The 19,335-nt window shown below is 50.2% G+C and carries 20 protein-coding genes; 9 read left to right on the plus strand and 11 right to left on the minus strand.

Features of this window, described 5'->3' with window-relative positions:
* Nucleotides 1–7: 7 nt before the first annotated feature.
* The 10 genes from KI379_RS15375 to KI379_RS15420 all read right to left on the minus strand — a co-directional run bounded on the left by KI379_RS15375 (nt 8) and on the right by KI379_RS15420 (nt 9,678).
* Nucleotides 8–2,263 carry an ATP-binding cassette domain-containing protein gene (locus tag KI379_RS15375; protein WP_163875707.1) on the minus strand — a complete coding sequence of 752 codons (2,256 nt, stop codon included), beginning with the start codon at nt 2,261–2,263 and terminating at the stop codon, nt 8–10.
* 122 nt (nt 2,264–2,385) lie between these two features.
* Entirely contained in the window at nt 2,386–3,081 is a 696-nt protein-coding gene (locus KI379_RS15380; RefSeq protein ID WP_212984104.1) for a hypothetical protein, read from the minus strand.
* Nucleotides 3,078–3,428 carry a stalk domain-containing protein gene (locus KI379_RS15385; protein ID WP_212984105.1) on the minus strand — a complete coding sequence of 117 codons (351 nt, stop codon included), beginning with the start codon at nt 3,426–3,428 and terminating at the stop codon, nt 3,078–3,080. Before KI379_RS15385 ends, KI379_RS15380 begins: the two co-directional genes overlap by 4 nt.
* Before the next feature lie 277 nt (nt 3,429–3,705).
* Nucleotides 3,706–4,686, minus strand: coding sequence for an aldo/keto reductase (locus KI379_RS15390; RefSeq protein ID WP_212984106.1), 981 nt, complete (start codon nt 4,684–4,686; stop codon nt 3,706–3,708).
* Between the two features lie 212 nt (nt 4,687–4,898).
* Nucleotides 4,899–5,765, minus strand: coding sequence for a phosphosulfolactate synthase (locus tag KI379_RS15395; protein ID WP_212984107.1), 867 nt, complete (start codon nt 5,763–5,765; stop codon nt 4,899–4,901).
* Nucleotides 5,766–5,932: 167 nt separating this feature from the next.
* Nucleotides 5,933–6,775, minus strand: coding sequence for a formylglycine-generating enzyme family protein (locus KI379_RS15400; RefSeq protein ID WP_076164480.1), 843 nt, complete (start codon nt 6,773–6,775; stop codon nt 5,933–5,935).
* Nucleotides 6,776–6,933: 158 nt separating this feature from the next.
* The gene (locus KI379_RS15405) at nt 6,934–7,572 is read right to left on the minus strand and encodes a glycoside hydrolase family 11 protein (RefSeq protein ID WP_076164478.1); all 639 of its coding nucleotides are present in this window, start codon (nt 7,570–7,572) and stop codon (nt 6,934–6,936) included.
* Between the two features lie 345 nt (nt 7,573–7,917).
* Nucleotides 7,918–8,466 (minus strand): cysteine hydrolase family protein, encoded by a 549-nt coding sequence (locus KI379_RS15410; RefSeq protein ID WP_212984108.1) that lies wholly within the window; start codon nt 8,464–8,466, stop codon nt 7,918–7,920.
* A 72-nt stretch (nt 8,467–8,538) separates the two neighbouring features.
* Nucleotides 8,539–8,913 (minus strand): winged helix-turn-helix transcriptional regulator, encoded by a 375-nt coding sequence (locus KI379_RS15415; RefSeq protein ID WP_212984109.1) that lies wholly within the window; start codon nt 8,911–8,913, stop codon nt 8,539–8,541.
* 126 nt (nt 8,914–9,039) lie between these two features.
* Complete coding sequence (locus KI379_RS15420) at nt 9,040–9,678, minus strand: nitroreductase family protein (protein ID WP_212984110.1); 639 nt, start codon at nt 9,676–9,678, stop codon at nt 9,040–9,042.
* A gap of 134 nt (nt 9,679–9,812) precedes the next feature.
* Here KI379_RS15420 and KI379_RS15425 point away from each other — a divergent pair, with 134 nt between their 5' ends.
* The 9 genes from KI379_RS15425 to KI379_RS15465 all read left to right on the plus strand — a co-directional run bounded on the left by KI379_RS15425 (nt 9,813) and on the right by KI379_RS15465 (nt 18,019).
* Nucleotides 9,813–10,163 carry a helix-turn-helix domain-containing protein gene (locus KI379_RS15425; protein ID WP_212984111.1) on the plus strand — a complete coding sequence of 117 codons (351 nt, stop codon included), beginning with the start codon at nt 9,813–9,815 and terminating at the stop codon, nt 10,161–10,163.
* A 623-nt stretch (nt 10,164–10,786) separates the two neighbouring features.
* A complete protein-coding gene (locus tag KI379_RS15430) occupies nt 10,787–11,791 on the plus strand; it encodes a LacI family DNA-binding transcriptional regulator (protein ID WP_212984112.1) in 1,005 nt (334 codons plus the stop codon).
* A gap of 34 nt (nt 11,792–11,825) precedes the next feature.
* Complete coding sequence (locus KI379_RS15435) at nt 11,826–12,650, plus strand: ABC transporter permease (protein WP_076164462.1); 825 nt, start codon at nt 11,826–11,828, stop codon at nt 12,648–12,650.
* A 33-nt stretch (nt 12,651–12,683) separates the two neighbouring features.
* The gene (locus KI379_RS15440; RefSeq protein ID WP_212984113.1) at nt 12,684–13,709 is read left to right on the plus strand and encodes an ABC transporter ATP-binding protein; all 1,026 of its coding nucleotides are present in this window, start codon (nt 12,684–12,686) and stop codon (nt 13,707–13,709) included.
* 51 nt (nt 13,710–13,760) lie between these two features.
* Nucleotides 13,761–14,924, plus strand: a complete 1,164-nt coding sequence (locus tag KI379_RS15445) for an extracellular solute-binding protein (protein ID WP_089547722.1) — start codon at nt 13,761–13,763, stop codon at nt 14,922–14,924.
* Nucleotides 14,921–15,766, plus strand: coding sequence for an ABC transporter permease (locus KI379_RS15450; protein ID WP_212984114.1), 846 nt, complete (start codon nt 14,921–14,923; stop codon nt 15,764–15,766). Before KI379_RS15445 ends, KI379_RS15450 begins: the two co-directional genes overlap by 4 nt.
* Nucleotides 15,763–16,233, plus strand: coding sequence for a hypothetical protein (locus KI379_RS15455; protein ID WP_212984115.1), 471 nt, complete (start codon nt 15,763–15,765; stop codon nt 16,231–16,233). Before KI379_RS15450 ends, KI379_RS15455 begins: the two co-directional genes overlap by 4 nt.
* A complete protein-coding gene (locus KI379_RS15460) occupies nt 16,230–17,246 on the plus strand; it encodes a CehA/McbA family metallohydrolase (protein ID WP_212984116.1) in 1,017 nt (338 codons plus the stop codon). Before KI379_RS15455 ends, KI379_RS15460 begins: the two co-directional genes overlap by 4 nt.
* Nucleotides 17,243–18,019: a glycerophosphodiester phosphodiesterase gene (locus tag KI379_RS15465; protein WP_212984117.1), complete on the plus strand. Its 777-nt coding sequence runs from the start codon at nt 17,243–17,245 to the stop codon at nt 18,017–18,019. The genes KI379_RS15460 and KI379_RS15465 overlap by 4 nt, the downstream gene beginning before the upstream one ends.
* Before the next feature lie 71 nt (nt 18,020–18,090).
* Here the strand turns inward: KI379_RS15465 and KI379_RS15470 are convergent, their stop codons facing one another.
* Nucleotides 18,091–19,293, minus strand: a complete 1,203-nt coding sequence (locus KI379_RS15470) for a macrolide family glycosyltransferase (RefSeq protein WP_212984118.1) — start codon at nt 19,291–19,293, stop codon at nt 18,091–18,093.
* Nucleotides 19,294–19,335 lie beyond the last annotated feature (42 nt).

Consider the following 19,335-nt stretch of genomic DNA (forward strand, 5'->3'; position numbering starts at 1 on the left):
TGGATGGTTACCTCAAGTATTTTCCCGTGATCGACTGCTCCGCATGGATAATCTCTTGCGGCGTGCCTTCGAACACCACCTGTCCGCCCTTGCTGCCTCCGTCCGGTCCCATATCGATGATCCAGTCCGCTTGGCTGATCACTTCAAGGTTATGCTCAATGACGATCACTGTATTTCCGGTATCCACCAGGCGGTTCATGATCCCAAGCAGGTGGCCGATATCCGACATATGCAGGCCGGTCGTCGGCTCGTCCATCACGTAGATGCTGCCTTTCTTGTGCAGCTCGCTAGCCAGCTTGATACGCTGGCATTCCCCGCCAGAGAGCGTGCTGAGCGGCTGGCCGAGGGTGATGTAGTTCAGTCCCACGTCACTCATGGCCTGGAGCTTGCGGACGACCTCTTTGATCTGGAAAAATTCCAAAGCCTGCTCGACCGTCATCTCCAGCACTTCGGCTATGGACTTGCCATTCAGCTTGTATTCGAGCACTTCTTCCTTAAACCGTTTCCCTCCGCAGACTTCGCATGGCAGCTTCACGCTTTCGAAGAATGATAGATCCAAGTATACCACGCCCAGCCCTTGGCAATTCTCGCAGGCCCCCTTGGAGTTAAAGCTGAATAAGCTTGGACTCACCTTGTTCGCGGAAGCAAATGCCTTGCGAACATCGTCCAGTATGCCCGTATAGGTCGCAGGGTTTGAGCGTGTCGACACGCCGATTGCCGATTGGTCGATGACGATGGCGTCCGGATGCTGACTGAGGAATACGTCGTTAATAAGGGTACTTTTCCCAGAGCCGGCGACGCCGGTTATAACGTTCAGAACCCCGGTTGGTATATCGACATTTACGTTCTTCAAGTTATGCAGATTGGCATTCCGGATGGACAGCTTGCCGGATGGCTGCCTGCAATCTTGCTTGAGCTGGAGCTGACGCTTCATATGAGTTCCCGTCAATGTGCCGGATTCCAACAGACCGGGGTAGCTTCCTTCATAGACGATGGTTCCTCCGCGGCTGCCGGCATGGGGTCCGACGTCGACGATATGATCCGCTACTTTGATGACATCGGGATCATGCTCAACCACCAGCACCGTGTTGCCTTTGTCGCGCAGCTTCTGAAGCAGCTCATTTAACCGGTGCACATCGCGAGGATGGAGTCCGACACTGGGCTCATCGAAAATATAAGTGACATCTACCAAGCTCCCGCTCAAGTGCTTCACCATTTTGACGCGCTGCGACTCTCCGCCGGATAAGGTATCTGTCTCACGGTCCAGCGTCAAATAATCAAGGCCGATATCCACCAGATGCTGCAGCCGTTCCGTCAGCGACTTGACCATCGGCGCCGCCGCGGCATCGTCAATCTCGCGAATTACGCGAATGAGATGCCCGACTTCCATGGAAGACAGCTCCGCAATGTTGTGTCCATTAATTTTGCAGCCCAGCGCCGCTTGACTAAGCCTTGCGCCGTGACAGCTGGAGCAGGGCCCTTCGGTCATGAACGGAGCAACGGTCTGCTGCGTGCGCTCGGACTTCGTTTTCACGTCCTGTTTGATGTATTTGTTGGTGAACTTCTCAATGACGCCTTCGACAGTAATATTGGTTGCCTTACCGGCGAAATCCATTTTCACTTTCCTTGCCTTGCCATACAGCAGCAGATCCAAGTCTTCATCCGAATAGTCGCTGAGCTTCTTATCCGGATCAAAGGAACCCGACTGGATGAGCATGTTCCATTCCCATCCGTCCACTGTATATCCCGGCAGCATAATGGCCCCTTCCCGGAGCGACTTGGACATATCCACCGCTTTGCTCATGTCGACGCCGAGGCTGCGGCCAATTCCGTTACATTCGGGACACATGCCTTGCGGATCGTTAAACGAGAACATGTTCGCTCCTCCGACATAAGGCTGACCCACTCTGGAGAAAAGCAGCCGGAGTATGGGTGAAATATCGGTAATGGTTCCCATTGTGGAGTGGGACCCTCCGCCCAGCCGCTTCTGATCGACTATGACAGCCATGCTCAGGTTTTCGATCGCATCCGCATCCGGCTGCGGATATTTGGGCAGGAACGTCCGTACAAACATGCTGAAATTCTCATTCAACAATCGCGTAGATTCTGCGGCAATCGTATCGAAAACGATCGATGATTTGCCTGATCCGGATACCCCGGTGAATATCGAAATTTTCCGTTTGGGTATTTGCAGGGAAACGTTTTTGAGATTGTTTTCCCTCGCAGCCGAGATGACGATATATTCCTGATTCGATTCGCTCATGGCTAACATCCTTCCGTTCGTGATCATTTCTATTTATTCCATTCGTATTGTACCATTCATTTCCCGAAGAAAGTCTATGAATCGTGCAAAAGGAGCCGCGTCTCTTGGTTTATGCCGATTCACTATTCCACGTCGACAACGAATTCAGCCCATTGTGTCATCATTTGCCTGGATTCTACGGAAGAAATATAGGCAGGACTGAGTACTCTGATCAGGTAGCTGCCCTTCTCGCTTAAAGTAAACGAACCTGCGAATGCTTGGTCCTTAATGGGCAGCTCAATACTTTTCACCTTTTCATATTGCAGATACGCATCCTCGCTTGATTGTTGATACTGTTCGACACTCACGGTCAGCTTATCATACAGGTCGTTATGCTGCAGGATATCTCCCGATATATCTATCTTTTGATTCGGTTCTGCAAGAATATAGCCTTGAGTCGGACTGGTGAAGGCAATGTTTTCTTTCCCTTCACCCATGATTGTGACTGGCAGCGAGGCATTTGTTACATTCCTCCTCACTGTAACTACCTTGCTGCCTGCCGAATTTGCTGTGAGCATTACGGGGTTAGGACCGGGGCGCAAACTTACTGTAAACTGAATACGGTTATACAACCGTCCATCCATGGATATATCCTTTTGCGTGAGCTTGCCTGTGCCTCCGAGCCAACCCGCTTCGCCGATAGAGAACATATACTGCGGAGTGTACATATCCTTCTGATACAGCATGGTAAATGTGGTGCTGGCTTCATCCGTCTCCCATTCCGGATTTAGCACCTCTATAACTTTATCGCTCCAGTTCCATCTCACTGTGTCATTCACGGTTGAGACCGCCAATCCAAGCCAGGATAACGCCCGAATCGGTACATAAGCTTTTCCCGAAGATAGAAACGGTGCCGGAATTTTTCACCGATCGGCTTTCCGTCCGGACGGTATACGTCCTCCGAGCCAATTCGGAAGGTTAGCTGGCTAAATGTAGACAGCAGCTCAGGATGGACTACGACTTGTACCTCCCTTTTATCGGCATTCCAGGTCACGTTGGCCGCCGCACCAGATTGCCGGAGGGTACGGAGTGGCACATATACACGTCCTCCTTTTAAGATTGGCTTTTCTGCAGATATAACCTTCCCATCAAGCGTTGCCTTTCTCCCTTGAAGATCAAATTTCATTTCGTGCTTGACTCTTTACATTTTCGCTACATCGCCCTTCGGCTCTGCTGCAATTGTGGGTGCGGAATCTGCAAGGGCACTTGCTCCGATACTCCAAGCTGCGACTCCTGTTATGATCAGGCATAACCATTTCTTCATTTCCTACCATCCCTTCATCAGAAAAAATAATCTTATACTTATTTAACGGGATCGAACAGCAACTAGTTGGATGTCTGCCGAAATCCACTGATCCACACAAAAAAAAGACAGCTCAGCAAGTGAGCTGCCTTTTCGTTTTTTACTGCGCTCCAACGACCGGATGCGGAACATACGGTTCTTCCAGAAATGCAATCTCTTCCGGAGATAATTTAACGGATAGTGCACCTACAGCATCTTCAACCTGGCCGATTCTCGTCGCCCCTATGATTGGAGCAGCTACCGATTCCTTTTGCAGCAGCCAGGCTAGCGCGATATGGATACGGGGTACACCGCGTTTCTCTGCAATCGAGGCTACTCGCTCTACGACCAGCCGGTCTACATCCGCCGTCGCATCGTACTTGGATTTTTGGACTTGATCGGTCTCCGATCTATGCGTCGTTTCCGACCAATCGCGGATCAGCCTTCCCGATGCTAATGGACTGTAAGGGGTCACCGCTATTTTTTGATCCTTGCACAGCGGCATCATCTCCCGTTCCTCTTCGCGATAAATGAGGTTCAGGTGATTTTGCATGGAGACAAAGCGCGTCCAGCCATGTTTCTCTGCCGTATACAGCGCCTTTTGAAACTGCCACGCATACATGGCGGAAGCACCAATATATCTTGCCTTTCCGGCCTTCACTACATCATGCAGGGCTTCCATCGTTTCTTCAATCGGCGTGTTGTAATCCCAGCGGTGGATAATGTAAAGATCTACATAGTCGGTGCCTAGTCTTTTCAGGCTTTTATCGATTTCGCTCATGATCGCCTTCCGGGAGAGCCCCCCACCGTTGGGGCCTGGATGCATTCGCCCCCAGACCTTGGTAGCGAGGACAATCTCGTCCCGATTCGCATAATCCTTTAATGCGCGTCCAGTGATCTCTTCGCTGGTTCCCCCGGAATAGACATTCGCTGTATCAAAAAAGTTGATCCCGAGCTCCAGCGCCCTTTTAATGATCAGGCGGCTTTGCTCCTCATCAAGCACCCATTGATGCCCTCCCGGCTGCACTTCGCCGAAGCTCATACAACCAAGGCATATCCGCGAGACATCCATCCCCGTATTACCAAGCTTCATGTAATCCATAAATCAGGCCTCCGTTTCGGATTGTTATGTAAGCGCTCATCGTCGACTTCCATTATAATTCCCATGAACGAACATGCAATTGTTAAATGTACGGGATTTGTTTCATACTGAACGGATTTGTCGAGATTGTTCATTATTTTTTATGGTCTTTATAGGATTTAGAGATGTCCTCACAAAAAAACAAGCCGCGATTTACGCGGCCGCAGTCATTTTTAAATCATATAACAAAATTCATCCGGCGTTTTCTCCTTGAGGCCGAACTCAAACGTGTCTTGGCGAAGTCCGCGCCGGAGTGTCTCGAGAGCCATGACTTCGGTCGGAGCGATATTTCCCAGGTGAACATTGGATCCGAATTTGCGCAGGAGCATGGCCTGTTGGTTTTTAAGGGGCGCCTCCCAAATCAGTGTCCGGTGATCCGGAACGAATTTGAGGATGTCGTCCACCACATCTTCCCTGCATTCCCCGTGTTTATCGAAAATGCCGACACTGACTCCCGACTCGCGGGCTTCGACCGTTACATATTCGGCGCCTGCAGCCAGATCCAATTCCACAGTATCTGCAAGAATAGCGGCATCAATCAAGGAACCGGACAGCTTCTTTCCAAATTCGGAAAAGACCCGCAGTCCGCGCTTCTTTCCTTCCTGGATCAGCTCCGTGCGTTTTTGGCGGGACAGTTCAATCGTACCGTCGGATACTTCGAGCGCATTAAAACCAAGATTGCACACCGTATCAAAGAACGCAGGCACGATACCCTGCTGAACGGCAATTTCCAGCAAAGTGCCGCCTGTCATTACGGATATGCCGTGCTGTTTGGCAAGGTCGATTTTATACAGAAGCATATCCGTCCTATACAGCGGTGCCGTTCCAAATCCAAATTTGATACAGTCGATGTAAGGTGAGGCGGTTTCGATCACATCTGCGAACGTATTTCTGCCGAGGCCTTTATCGATGACCATCGTCAATCCCCGGTCCGGATCCCGAGAGACGGCTGCATCTTTGTTTTCCTTGTCGGAATCGAAGCGGGTCCCGCTCGGGTCACGTAACTCCCTGGGCCACACCGCACGCATGGAGTTGTTCATGTTGGATCTCCCTCAATTCTTTTTGGTTTGTCGTTTGAATCCCATGACATGCATATCATATGCGGGAGACGCATGACACGTGCCCAGGTCCGAGTGATCTATTCCATGACGAATGCTTCGGAGAATTAGGCGGTTGGCTCCTCAACAAAAAAAGAGGGCTTTCCCTCCTATTTCCCGCGGACGACACGAAAACCCTGATCGGGTCCGTACCCGTTGGGATCGAATTTGCCTCGAAATGAAACTTCAGTGTTGCTGATATCCCCGATCCAGCCGCCCCCCTTCACAACCCGGAAGGAACCGCCTTGACGAACCGTGCTGTCGCCATACCAGTCCCAGCACCATTCCCTTACATTGCCGGACATATCGTAAAGACCCAGCTCGTTGGATTTCCGGGTACCGACCGGTTTTGTCCGGTTATGATTGCTCTCAATGACCGGCCAGTTCCAATCCCCTGATAAATATTTATCCCCGGCGTTTCTCCAATACCATGCGACATCCTCGGCTTTATTGCTTCCGCTGTATTTGAAACCTTTGCCCTCCAGACCTCCGCTTGCGGCATATTCCCACTCTGCTTCTGTAGGCAGCCGGTAACCGTTCGCGCCTTGATTGACCGTTACGGTCCATTTTATTTGATCGTTTTCGTTTATGTTGTTCGGATCTTTACGATCCTTGTCTATGTTGTAAAACGGTTTTAAGCCCTCCTGGATACTTCTTTTGTTGCAATACTCCACGGCGTCATACCAGCTTACCATCTCTACCGGCAGCTGATCGCCTTTGAATGCTGAGGGGTTGCCGCCCATGACGTTGGCCCACTCCGCTTGTGTAACCTCGTATTTGCCGATATAAAAGTCTGAAAGGGTCATGCTTGTTTCAGTATAGTTGGAGCCACTGCTCTTAAAAGTCCCGCCTTTAACGTACACCATATCTTCCTGCTTGCCCGTTTCTTCTTGTGAACAAGCGCTGGCCAAAAACATAGCTGCTAGTAAAATACAAACCCATAGCTTTCTCATAGGGATTTCTCCTTTAGGACGAATAGGAAAAAGACAGACCGCGGCGGGCCGATGCCGGTATCCGTCAACGTCGAAGACCGTTCGTCTGATGGCAAACGGCCTTCAACATGTCTGGATTGATTAAAGTGTATAACTTATGAAAAGCAGCTTCATGCTGATTACCACACGGTTACGTTAGAGCTACCGCTGCTCTGGTATCCCTCCGTTGCCAATACCTGATAAGCCCAGCTGCTGCCTAAATTCATGCCTGCATTCTTCCATGCGTTGACGTGATTGCTGAACGTGATGGAAGAATTGACCCCGGTCGCTCTTTTCGATTGCCGGACACTCCAGAACTGCTGGAAGGTTTGTGTGCCGTCAATGGATGGCGCGTTATACCGCATGGTCGTATAAATATCATAGGTGCCCCCGTCACTCGTCACCGTTCCTTTGTAGGTTCCGGTTGGCCGGTAAGTTCCCCAGCTGTCCACGACGTAATATTCAATGAGGGAATTTCTCGTCCATCCATAGAGCGTCAAATATCCATTTCCGGACGGCGCCCAGACGCCGGCATTATAGTTAATCGTCCGGTTAGGCGATCCGGTATTCCAGCCCTTGCCGACAACGAAGTTCCCGGAATTTTGCCAGGTCACGCTGTAATTTCCGCCGGATCCGTTGACGGCATTCACCGTGCCCCCGCCATCGGTCCAATTTTGCCAATAGTCCGTCGTGGCTGCATTTGAGGTAGCTGCAAATAACCCAAGACTCATGGAAGCTGCAAGAACGACCGTTAACCATTTTTTGCTCCGTTTCAACATAAACTGCCTCCTCATGTTTTTTTGCACCTTACAACCGTCTGCCATTGGATTCTCTCGGCTCTGCTGCGCTTTACATGGCTAGTCCTTCTCTTTTTCCTTTCCTCCTTTCTGTGAAAATTATAAAATGACAGCGGTTACATAACACTTCGCAAATTAAACATGATATATAGATTTTCTTACAATTTTTAGAAACCAACGGATCATCCGGGAAAAATGGGCACAAAAAAATACCCATGGACCACGCTTTTTCAAGCTTTTGGGCCATGGGTAGGTTAATAGAGAATATTTTTGGTAACCCCTTGAATCTATTGTACGTGTCGACTAATTAAAGTCTATGTATGAAGCTTAGATCCGCTCGTAGAGACTGCTGGTTGGGATCACTTGAGCAAAAGTGCCGTCCAAGGATGCCATAAACGTATGATGAACGGTTTGTGCAGGAATCACGGTACCATCCCAGAGTAAATCTCTGGTTGTGCAGGCATCATCAAGCACGAGAACTTCATATCCCAGACGGTTTGCGGTTCTTACCGTAGAATCGATACAAATGTGGCTCATCATGCCGCAAATGACTAACCGGGTTACATTCAGCGATTCAAGATGCTGCTGTAATTCCGTTTGGAAAAAGCTGTCCGGCGTATGCTTTACAATCACTTTTTCGCCAGGCTCGGGTAAGATGCCTTCATGCGGTTGAATCCCTTCCGTACCGGGAAGAAAAAATGTGGCGTCGTCCTCTAGCAGGATACACTGAATATGAACGATCGGTAACTTCTTGCCCCGGAACAGAGTTAAAGCTTCCTGCGCATGGGTTAGTGCCTCTTCAGCACGGAATAACTCGTTTCGGCCTCCTTTAAAATAATCCTTCTGAATGTCTACCATTATGAATGCGGTATTCATGGGTCATGGTCTCCTTTAATTTGTAAGAGTAGTTTCTTACCGCATTATAATATCGGTATCATGAATGGTGAATTACCCACTTTTTTGTGGGTATGGGATGCCTTTGCGGTCCAGAAGCTCCGTCTGTCCCCGTTCCACCATATAATCTATTCCGATCTCCTGCATAATGAGTACCGCATCCAACAGCCTTCTTCCCCGCTCCGTCAGAAAATATTCTACATGCAGCGGGTACCCTTCCGTTTTGATTTTATCCACGATCCCGCTGGAAATCAGTTCTTTAAGATGCTGCAGCAGCATCTTTTGAGTGATCTGGTCAATATCCCGTTCCAGTTGGGCCAGGGACGTATTTCCGTCTTTCAATTGATAAATGATCATCGTTTTCCATTTCCCTTTGATGATGTCATGGACAACCTCTAATGGGCAGGTGCACTGCCCCCGAATCATCATGAAATTCACCTCCATCCATGTTCTCTGCCTGGGTCAGATCTCCATCCGTTCTCATTCATATTAACAAACAAAGACCTGGATTCATAACCCAGGCCTTTGTTTATTTTAGGGCAAAACATAAACTGCTTATTTCCAAAAGGTGATCTGATCAGCGCTCAAACGAACGGACTCATACCCTTCTTCTTCCGCTTTACCGATGGCAAGAATGAGTACCGGAGTATATCTTTCCGGATCTAATCCGAAAGCAGCTGCGATTTGATCCGTCTCAAATCCACCGATGGGATTGGTATCATAACCATGAGCTCTGGCGGTGAGCATGAGCTGCATGGCCAGCAATCCGCTATCCACTTTTACAATGTCATTTACAACTTCTTTAGGGAGCGTAGGATAGATCGTAAGAATGCTTTCCAATTGCCGGTCCCGGACTTCCGGCGGCATTTTCCCCTGTTCCACCGCCGTATTGAAAATCTCTTCCGCATACTCATACGATTTCATGTCCCCAAAGATCAGCAGCATGGCAGAAGATGTGTCATTTTGCTGGGTATTGAAGCGGATCAAAGGCCGCAGCGTATTTTTCCCTTCTTCGCTTTCAACGACAACGATGCGCCAAGGCTGCAAATTTGCTGAAGATGGAGCTGTGGCAGCTTCTTCAATGATCTCTTTAAGCTCTTCTCTGGATATTTTAAAAGCGGGGTCATAGGCACGAATCGAACGTCTCCCTTTCATAATATGGGTAAAATCGTTGTTATTCATCGTAGTGGTCATATGGATACCTCTCCTCTTTTTCTGATGTCTATTCTGATAACTCATTTGACCCTTTGAAATTTATTAAGTTATCATGAGGAAAGCATAAACTATGAACTATAGTTCATAGCAAGAAAGGATTAGGCGTGATTTCGATGAAGATTAGCGACGTTTCCAAAATGGTGGATTTGCCGATTTCAACCCTCCGATACTATGAAAAAAAGGGGATTATCCCGGAGACCTACATGGTAAGAGATGAAAACAATTACCGGGCCTATGACGAACAAATAATCCCATTCATAATGAGTCTAAAATCATTACTCTCAGCCGGCTTTTCGATTCATGAGATTAAGGATATCCTTTCCCGAAAAGAACTTGCGCGAGAACAACAGTTGGAAATCATCGAAGAGAAAATGAATGAAATTGAACAATTACAGAAAAAATTAGACGACGCAAAGCATTTTCTTCAAGACTCCCTACAGTCGGCAGAGGACTGCACCTGGTAACAAACCATCAAGTCGCCTCCTACCACAATGAGATCCGATAAATTTAGATGCTTCCCCTCTCTCTTTTCGCAGCATTATACAACCCGTCTTCATCACCCTTCCCCTGCTATCGTTCCTTTATTCTCCCTTTTACCCGAGCATGCTTATTTTCAAAGAGTAAACTCCCCCTTTCATATCACTTTCATTTCACCATCTCAAATGCGAACCAGTCTACAAATTCATAGAAGGGAAGCCTATGGCTTCTCTTTGAATGATCCATTTCGACGGTTTTGGTTCGATCGAATGGGTTCCACGACAACAGAAATCCATTTTACGAATGTTTTACAATTCGACATTTTACAAATTCCACGTTTAGCCAGCTCCTCTCGTTCCGGATCGAACCGAAATGAGCTTAAGCATTCATGTATTGGGCCTTGAAGCGTTCCGGGCACGATGCTGCTCCTTCCGGATGTAAAGCTTAACGAAGCGGTTCTAATGTCATTTTCCCTAAATATGGATTATTAAAAGGCTTTCATCGAGATTGGCTTTTATAATGATCGCCAATTCGTTTCATACGCGGCTTACATTCACGAGTTAATCTTGGGATGTGGGAACGGTCTCACATTCAGAAAGCGGGGTTAGACATGAGTCATACGATCCGGGAAATTGCCCAGCTAGCCGGGGTGTCCAAGTCAACCGTATCCAGAGTCATTTCGGGAAAAGGGTATATCCACCCGGAAACAAGGGACGCGGTGCTTAAAGTCATTGAAGAACTGCAATATAAGCCGAACGCTGTAGCCAGGGCCATGGTATCCCAGCGGACGCACAACATCGGAGTCCTGATTTACCGCAGGGAATACCCGATTGCCTCCCACCCGTTTTACGGCAAAATTGTGGATGCCATTCTGGCGACCGCGGCCCGCATGAACTATTCCGTTTTTGTGACGACGGATCATGAGATGTCGCTTCGATCCGCCGATTTTATGCTGGAGAAACGCGTGGACGGACTCATTTTGATCAGCAGGCTGCAGCAAAATGTGATCGACTATATTCACAATTTCGGCATTCCTTACGTCATGGTGAACGGATCTACCGATGTCGACAAAGTGGTGCATGTCGTTAACCGGGATCAGGACGGAGGCATGATGGCAGCCGAATATTTGACCGGTCTAGGGCACAGGCGAATCTTCGTGTTGGCCGGACCGCAGACCCACCGGAGCCATTATTTAAGGCTGCACGGCTTTCGCGATTATTTGAATGGAATTGGATCTCCTCTCGATCCGTCATCGCTCGCCTACCCGCAGGCATCCACCTTTGAGCAAGGATACGAAATGATGCGGCAGCATTGGCCTGATTTCAAGTCGGGAGGCTATACGGCCCTCTTTGCGACGAATGACATGATTGCGCTCGGTGCGATGAAATTTCTGATTGAGCAATCGGTCCGCATTCCGGACCAAGTGGCTGTCATCGGTTTTGATGGCATCGATGTCGCCTCCATTTATACCCCTTCCCTAACGACCATCAAGGTGGACACGGAAGCGATGGGCAGAACCGCCTGCACCCTTCTGGACAAGCTGATTGACCAGCAGCCGGTTAACGAGCTGGATATTGAGCTGGTGCCCGAACTGATTATTCGTCAATCTACTTAAATCCATATAAGTAAAATCGAAAGGAGATTGATCCATGCGCTGGTATTTCAAAGCCATCGGACCAAAGAAAATCTTTGAATTTGTTGCACTTGTCGTGTTTGTCATCTTTTTTATGGGGCCGCTGCTCAATTTGGCGATTCTGGCCTTCACAGGCAAATGGAATTATCCCGATCTGCTTCCCTCCGTTTGGTCGCTCAAATGGTGGACCTTCGTCTTTCAGCAGCAGGACATCGCCAAATCCATCGGGCTATCCTTTGTGATCGCAGCACTGGTGACGGGCATATCGATCGTGCTCTGCATCCCGGCAGCGTACGCATTTGCCCGGATCCGATTTCCGTTAAGCCGTTTTTTCCTGTTCTCCTTCCTCCTCACCCATGCTTTCCCCAAAATGGGCCTGTACGTGTCGATCGCCGTGCTGTTCTATAAGTTTGGTCTGATGAACACGCTGGCTGGAGTCATCCTGATCCACATTATTAATGTGCTGATGTTCATGACCTGGATCCCGACTTCCGCGTTCCGGAACGTTCATACGGCACAGGAAGAATCTGCGAGAGACGTCGGCGCCAGCCCGTTCCGCGTGTTCCGCAGCATTACGCTGCCCATGGCCCTGCCCGGGATTCTGGTGGCTTCGATCTTCACCTTTTTGAATTCCCTCGATGAAGCTCAGGGCACCTTTCTGGTCGGTATTCCCGATTTCAAAACGATGCCGATCGTCATGTATTCGATCATCAGCGATTACCCGGCGTATGCCGGCGCGGTGTTCTCCATCATTTTAACAGCGCCTTCCATTATTCTGCTGGTGGCTGCCCAGCGTTTCGTCAGTGCGGACGTGCTGGCGAGCGGTTTCCAGATCAAATAAATAGATAGCGATAGATGTATTAAGGAGGTCCCTATGAACATTCAGTTATCGATTCAAAACCTGTCCAAACGCTATAAAACCGGCGATGGCGTATCGGATATCTCGCTGGACGTGCAGAAAGGAGAGTTGATCACCCTGCTCGGGCCTTCCGGATGTGGGAAAACAACCGTGCTTCGCAGCATCGGCGGTTTTCTGGAGCCGGACTCGGGAGACATCTTGATCGAAGGAAAGAGCGTGGTCAAGGTTCCACCGGAGAAACGGCCAACCTCCATGGTATTTCAAGGCTACAATTTGTGGCCGCATATGTCGGTCCATGATAACCTCGCGTTTGGCCTGAAAATCCGCAAAATCAAAAAAAAGGACAGGGAAAAAGCGATTCAGGACGTGCTGGAGCTGGTTCGTCTTCCGGGAGCAGGCAGCAAATTCCCAGCACAGCTGTCCGGAGGCCAGCAGCAGCGGATTGCCGTTGCCAGGTCGCTCCTGCTGAATCCCGCCGTCCTGCTGCTCGATGAGCCTTTCTCGGCACTGGATGCGAAGCTTCGGCACGAGATGCGCGAGGAACTGCGGGAAATCCAGGCCAATACCGGCCTGACCATGGTTTTTGTCACCCACGATCAGGAAGAGGCATTATCGATTTCGGACCGGGTTGTCGTTATGAATCACGGCAACATTGAACAAATCGCCTCCCCCCAGGAGATCTACGATGCGCCGAAGTCGCTCTATGTAGCCCAGTTCATCGGGAAAATGAACTTCGTAAAGGGGGTGATTGACGCAGATCAAATTACGGTTGGTTCTATCCGCTTCCCGAACCCCTCCCGTCTTTCGGGCAATGTCACGGTTGCTGTAAGGCCGGAAGATATAATTCTGGATCAGGCCGGCGGCAGCGGTCTGCCGGGCACAGTCAAACAAATCATGATCCTCGGGCATTATGCCGAAGTTTCCGTCGATGTACAAGGTTATGGCACCATCCGCGCCTTCCAGGCGCGCGATCAAATCAATGAACTGTCTAACGGGCAGTCCGTTTCCGTTCAGTTTGCGAAGGTTATCGCGTATCCGTAAAGCGTAATTGGAATCAACCAACTTTACAAACTTATAGGAGGGTTTACTTCCATGTTGAATAAGAAATCGGCATTTGCATTTGTTACTTCCTTTGTCCTTGCGGCCTCCCTGCTGTCCGGCTGCGGTAGCAGTAAGGACAGTGGCGCGAGTTCGGCTGCTGAAGGTACAGGTACGTCAAGCAAACAGGTCGAATTTTCGTTTTATTATTCCGGATCGCAGAACGTGGACGATTTGTGGAAAAATTTGATTCCGATGTTCGAAGAAAAGAATCCCGACATCAAGGTTAAAGCCGTCTACGTGCCGTCGGGTACCGGAGCGCAGCCGACTTATGACCGCATCCTTGCCGCGAAGCAATCCGGCAAAGGCTCGGGTGATATTGACCTCTTTGAAGATGGCCTCGGGGTAGTGACCAAAGGGCAAAAGGACGATTTATGGGACAATTTAAGCACGGACCATATTCCGAATTTGAACAACGTGGACCAAAACACGCTGAACGATGTGTCTAACCTCGCGATCCCTTATCGCTCCTCGGCGGTTGTCCTTGCCTATAACAGCGAAACTGTCAAGGATGTGCCGAAAACGCTGGACGAAGTGTATGAGTGGATCCGCAGCCATCCGGAGCGGTTTGCCTACAACGATCCGTCGACAGGCGGTGCAGGAAGCTCCTTCGTCACAACCAGCATCTATAAATTTTTGCCCGAAGACGCGATTCACAACACGGATCCCAGCATTGAAAGCCAATGGGATCAAGGGTTCTCTCTCTTGAAGGATCTGGGCAAATACATGTACGGCAAGGGCATCTATCCGAAGAAAAACCAAGGCACGCTTGATCTGCTGACGAGCGGCGAAGTCGACATGATTCCGGCCTGGTCCGACATGGTACTGGATCAGCTGGACAAAGGACAGCTCCCGGAAACGACAAAAATCACGCAAATCACACCTGGATTTAACGGCGGTCCGACTTACTTGATGGTACCGAAGTTATCCGAGAAGAAAGACGCTGTTTACAAATTCCTTGATTTTGTGCTGTCGCCTGAAGCCCAGAATGTCGTCGTCGATAAAATGCACGGCTTCCCGGGCATCAAGCTGACGAACATGTCTCAGGAGGTTCAGGATTCCTTTAAAGGCGCTTCCGAAGGATTCCGTTCGTTCAACATTGGCGATCTGGACAAAGACATCAACAAACGCTGGCAAAGTGAAGTGGCTGCACAATGAGTAAATCATTCAAAAGAGGGATCCTGGGCATTTCCATGGTCCTTCCTTCCTTTCTCGTGCTGGTGCTGATTGTCGTCATCCCGATCATTAGTTCACTCCGCGAAAGCTTGAAGAATGATAAAGGCGGGTATGATTTATCCAATTACACCTATTTGTTCACGGACAAATTGATGCGCTCCAACATTATTTTCACCTTGGAAATTACCATTGTTTCCTCCATCCTGGTTTTGCTTATCAGCTATTCGCTGGCTGTGTACATGCGGTTTAATAACGGCTTTGCGGTACGGTGGATCCGGCGCACCTACATGATACCGATCTTTATCCCATCGGTCATTGCGACTTACGGCCTGATTCAGCTTCTCGGCAACCATGGCTGGATGGCAAGGATCCTGTACCATCTGGGTACGGACAGCTTTCCAAGGATTATATTTGACATGAAGGGCATCATTCTCGCGAATCTTTGGTTTAATATTCCGTTTACGACGATGCTGCTGGGCTCGGCTTTGTCCGGCGTACCCGATGCAGTCATTGAAAGCGCAAAGGATGTGGGGGCCGGACGGATGAGAATCTTTTTCCGGCTCATTCTGCCGCTGACGTTCAAGACGCTGCTCGTCGCCCTTACCTTTGTATTTATGGGTGTGATCGGTTCCTTCACCGCTCCCTTTCTGATTGGACCCAACGCGCCGCAAATGCTGGGCGTGTCTATGGAGCAAATTTTCAGTGTGTTTCAAGACCGCCAGCTGGCGGCGGCCACAGCTTTCTTTACCTTCCTGCTTTGCTCTTTTGTCGGATATTTCTATATCCGCTCCATGATCAAAGAAGAAAGCGTGCGTTCATCATGAATACTTTACTCGTTAACGTACAGGGAGCTGTAACGCCGGAGTGCTCCAAGACGCATATCGCTTACCGTTTTTTTCTGGCCAAAACCGGAGGGCGGATGAAAATCGACTTTTCCTATAATCCGAAAAATCTAGAGGATGGCGCCAAGGCGAAAATGCTGATTGAGCAGGGCCTTGATCGATATGTCGAAGATGAACTCAGGGAACAGGCCAAGTCCAAATGGCAGTCCCACCTTCCGCTCAAAAATTTGATTACGCTGTCCGTTGACGATCCGTCCGGTCACCGTGGGGCTGCCCACCGCCATGATCCGGAGCAGCATCTGTTTATTTCCGGGCTTGAATCGTCTCCCGGTCTGAGCAAAGGGGCGCTGCAAGCCGGCATGTGGACGGTTACCCTGAGCCTGCATGCCGTCGTGACGGACGACTGCCGCTACTCGCTGCAAATTTGGCATGAGGAGGACCATGGATGAACTGGATGGCTTGTGAGCTTCATACCCATACCTTCCACAGTGACGGAAGTCAGAGCCTGGAAGAATTGGCTGCGGGCGCAAAAGCTCTTGGATTTGACTGCATCGCCCTGACGGACCACAACACGATGTCCGGCTTATGGAATAAAGAGGCAGTTGAGCAGCAGACGGGCATGAACATCATTCAAGGCATGGAATGGACCACCTTCTTCGGACATATGGTGACGCTTGGCGTGAAGGACTATATCGACTGGCGTCCGGTAGGTCCTGGTGACATTCACGCTGGACTCGCCCGGGTGCACGAGCAAGGCGGTATCGCCGGCATGGCCCACCCATTTCGCCCCGGCAGTCCCATGTGCACTGGCTGCTATTGGGAATTCGAGCTCCGCGACTGGAATGACCTTGATTATATCGAAGTGTGGTCCACGACCTTTGCCCCGCTGAAAAATAACAACGCCCGCGCATTTCGCCTCTGGACCGACAAGCTGAACGAAGGCTTCCGGATCGCGGCGACTTCCGGCCGGGATTGGCACCGCCAGGAACAGACGGATAAACCGCTGTCCGTCACGTATCTGCTTATGGAAGAGCATGGTGGCTCGATCACCGACAAGGCGGTCGCCGCCCTTTCCGCTGGAAGAGCCTCCGTCACCCTTGGTCCGCGGCTCGATCTTGGCGTCCATTTCGGCGGCCAACTTTACGGCATAGGGGATGCCGTCCCAGAAGGAACTTCGCCGGATCACACGATCGAACTGCAGGCAGCTGCCGATTTCGAGGCACGGAAAGAGCATTGGGAGCTGCCGGAACAAATCTATACCTTGCGCTTTCACAGCAATCTTGGTATGGTATCTGAACTCCCCTATGCTGCAGATAGCAAGGGCTGCAATGTGACGCTTTCACGCGAAGGATTGCGGTGGGTGCGTGCGGAGCTGTGGGGAACAATCCGCGGGGTCCGCACGATGATTGCCTTTACCAACCCCATTTATTTTGATGAACCGGGAGGTGAAACCGCGCAATGACAGCACCATTTCCACTGATCACGGCACACAGCGGCTGTATGGATACGCTCGATAATACGCTATCCTCGATCGAGACCGGCATCCGGCTTGGTGCGGACATTATTGAAGAAGACATCCGGGTCACCAGGGACGGGATCGCCGTGCTTGCCCATGACGATGAATGGCGGACGGAAGACGGCAGGCTCATTCATATTTCGAAAATGAGTATGGCAGAACTGCAGGAGCTGGTTCTCAGCGTAGACTACGCCGGCAAATCCGGGACGATGACGATCGCAAGGCTGGATGAGATGCTGGCCAGGGTCCAGGCTGCCGGTATCACCGCGAATCTGGATCTCAAAACCGATGACAGCGTCGAAGCGGCTGCGGCGCTCATTCATCACTACAAGATGGCGGACCAAGTCTTGCTGACAGGCTGCGGACCCGACCGGGCCATGCTTGTACAGGAAACGCATCCGGAGCTTAGAAAGCTGCTCAATGTCGACACGGAGCTTTTTCTAACCCAAGAGTATACGGATGCAGTCCGTCGTACCTGTGAGGATGCAGCTGCCGCAGCTTGTATCGGCCTCAATGTTCCGTACCAGCTGGTCAGGGAGGAACTGTTGGAACAGGCTGCAGCCCGCTCGCTCCCGGTTTTCGTCTGGACCGTCAATGAGGAGACATTGATGGAGCGGTTCGCAAGTATGGGAATCGCCTCCATTACGACGCGGAACGTCGATGCTTTGGTCCGGCTCAAGAGAAGTCTGACCACGGAAACAACAAAGGTCCCGGAATAATTCCGGGACCTTTTGCTTTACGATCATATTTTGCCGCTCCATCCGCAGCGGATAAACGGAGATCTTTCGCCTTAGTCCGAATGCCGATCTCTAAATTCGAAAATATCATCGACCGCTTGCCGGTAACCACCAGATTTGCGAAAGGATTCGCCCATCCTTGCGGCTGCTTCCTTGAAAGAACCGCGGCTCAATACCAGGTCTGCCGCTTCCCGCAGCTGATGGGCCGTCAAGCTCTGCATGTCTAAGATCACGCCCGCACCGGTCCGGGCGACTTGCCCCGCGATGACCGGCTGATCCGCGCTGAGCGGGAGGACAATGAGCGGTACCCCGAAGTAAAGGCCTTCATGGGCACTGTTCATCCCGCCGTGTGTAATAAATAGCTGGGCGTGCTGCAGCACTTCCGTTTGCGGAACATAACTTTTGACGATGAAATGATCCGGGATGTCTCCTAAATCGGATATCGGGGTCTTACTCCCGATCGACATGACAACCGTATGATCGGAATTTCCAAATGCCTCAAAACAAAGCTTATAGAAATCCAGCGCCTGGTTCATGACGGTGCCCAGTGAAATGTAGATCGGGCTTTTCCCCTGGATTTCAGAAAGGTCAAGGTCATCTTCCATGGACCGCGAAGTGATGGATGGACCCACAAATTTATACGACGGATCGAATGTTTCCCCTCCCGGCTGGAACTCCCTTGCTGTATAGACAATCGTAAGTGATGCAGGATTACAAAACGCCTCGTAAGGAGAATGGATCTCGACGCCGTATTTTTGCTGGATCATGGCCGTCAGGCTTTGATACGTATCGTTGATCGGTTTAGTGATCTCTTCAGGGACATCGTTGAAAAATTGTTCCATCGTATGGTCGAAAGATGGTTTGGACTCTGCAAAAGTACTGCAAGAGCTGATGGCGGGAAGTTTAAGAATCTCCGCCAGCAGACGTCCGCAGCCGAACATGGAGTCATGGATGATATAGTCAAAATGCTCTCCCTGGATCTGTTCAAGAACGCTGGGGATCACGACATCAGCCGTCAGCAAGAGACCGTTGACCCTTTCCAGCAAATAGTTTCTTCCGCCGGAGATAAAGGCTTTGATAAATTTCTGGTCGTCAATTGTGCGTACGACCGCTCCCGCTTTCTCCAACCTCTCCCTATAAGCTTCGATGCAAAAGTACACAACCTCTTCCCCGCGTGAGGTCAGCTCCTGGACAACGCCAATCGTCGGATTGATATGCCCTTCGGACCCGGCATTAATAAATAGAACGCGTGCCATATTCAATACTCCTTTCTTGTATTCGCTGTCCACTAGTTGCGA

It is taken from the genome of Paenibacillus cineris (assembly GCF_018333335.1).
Taxonomy (GTDB): Bacteria; Bacillota; Bacilli; order Paenibacillales; family Paenibacillaceae; genus Paenibacillus_AQ; species Paenibacillus_AQ favisporus.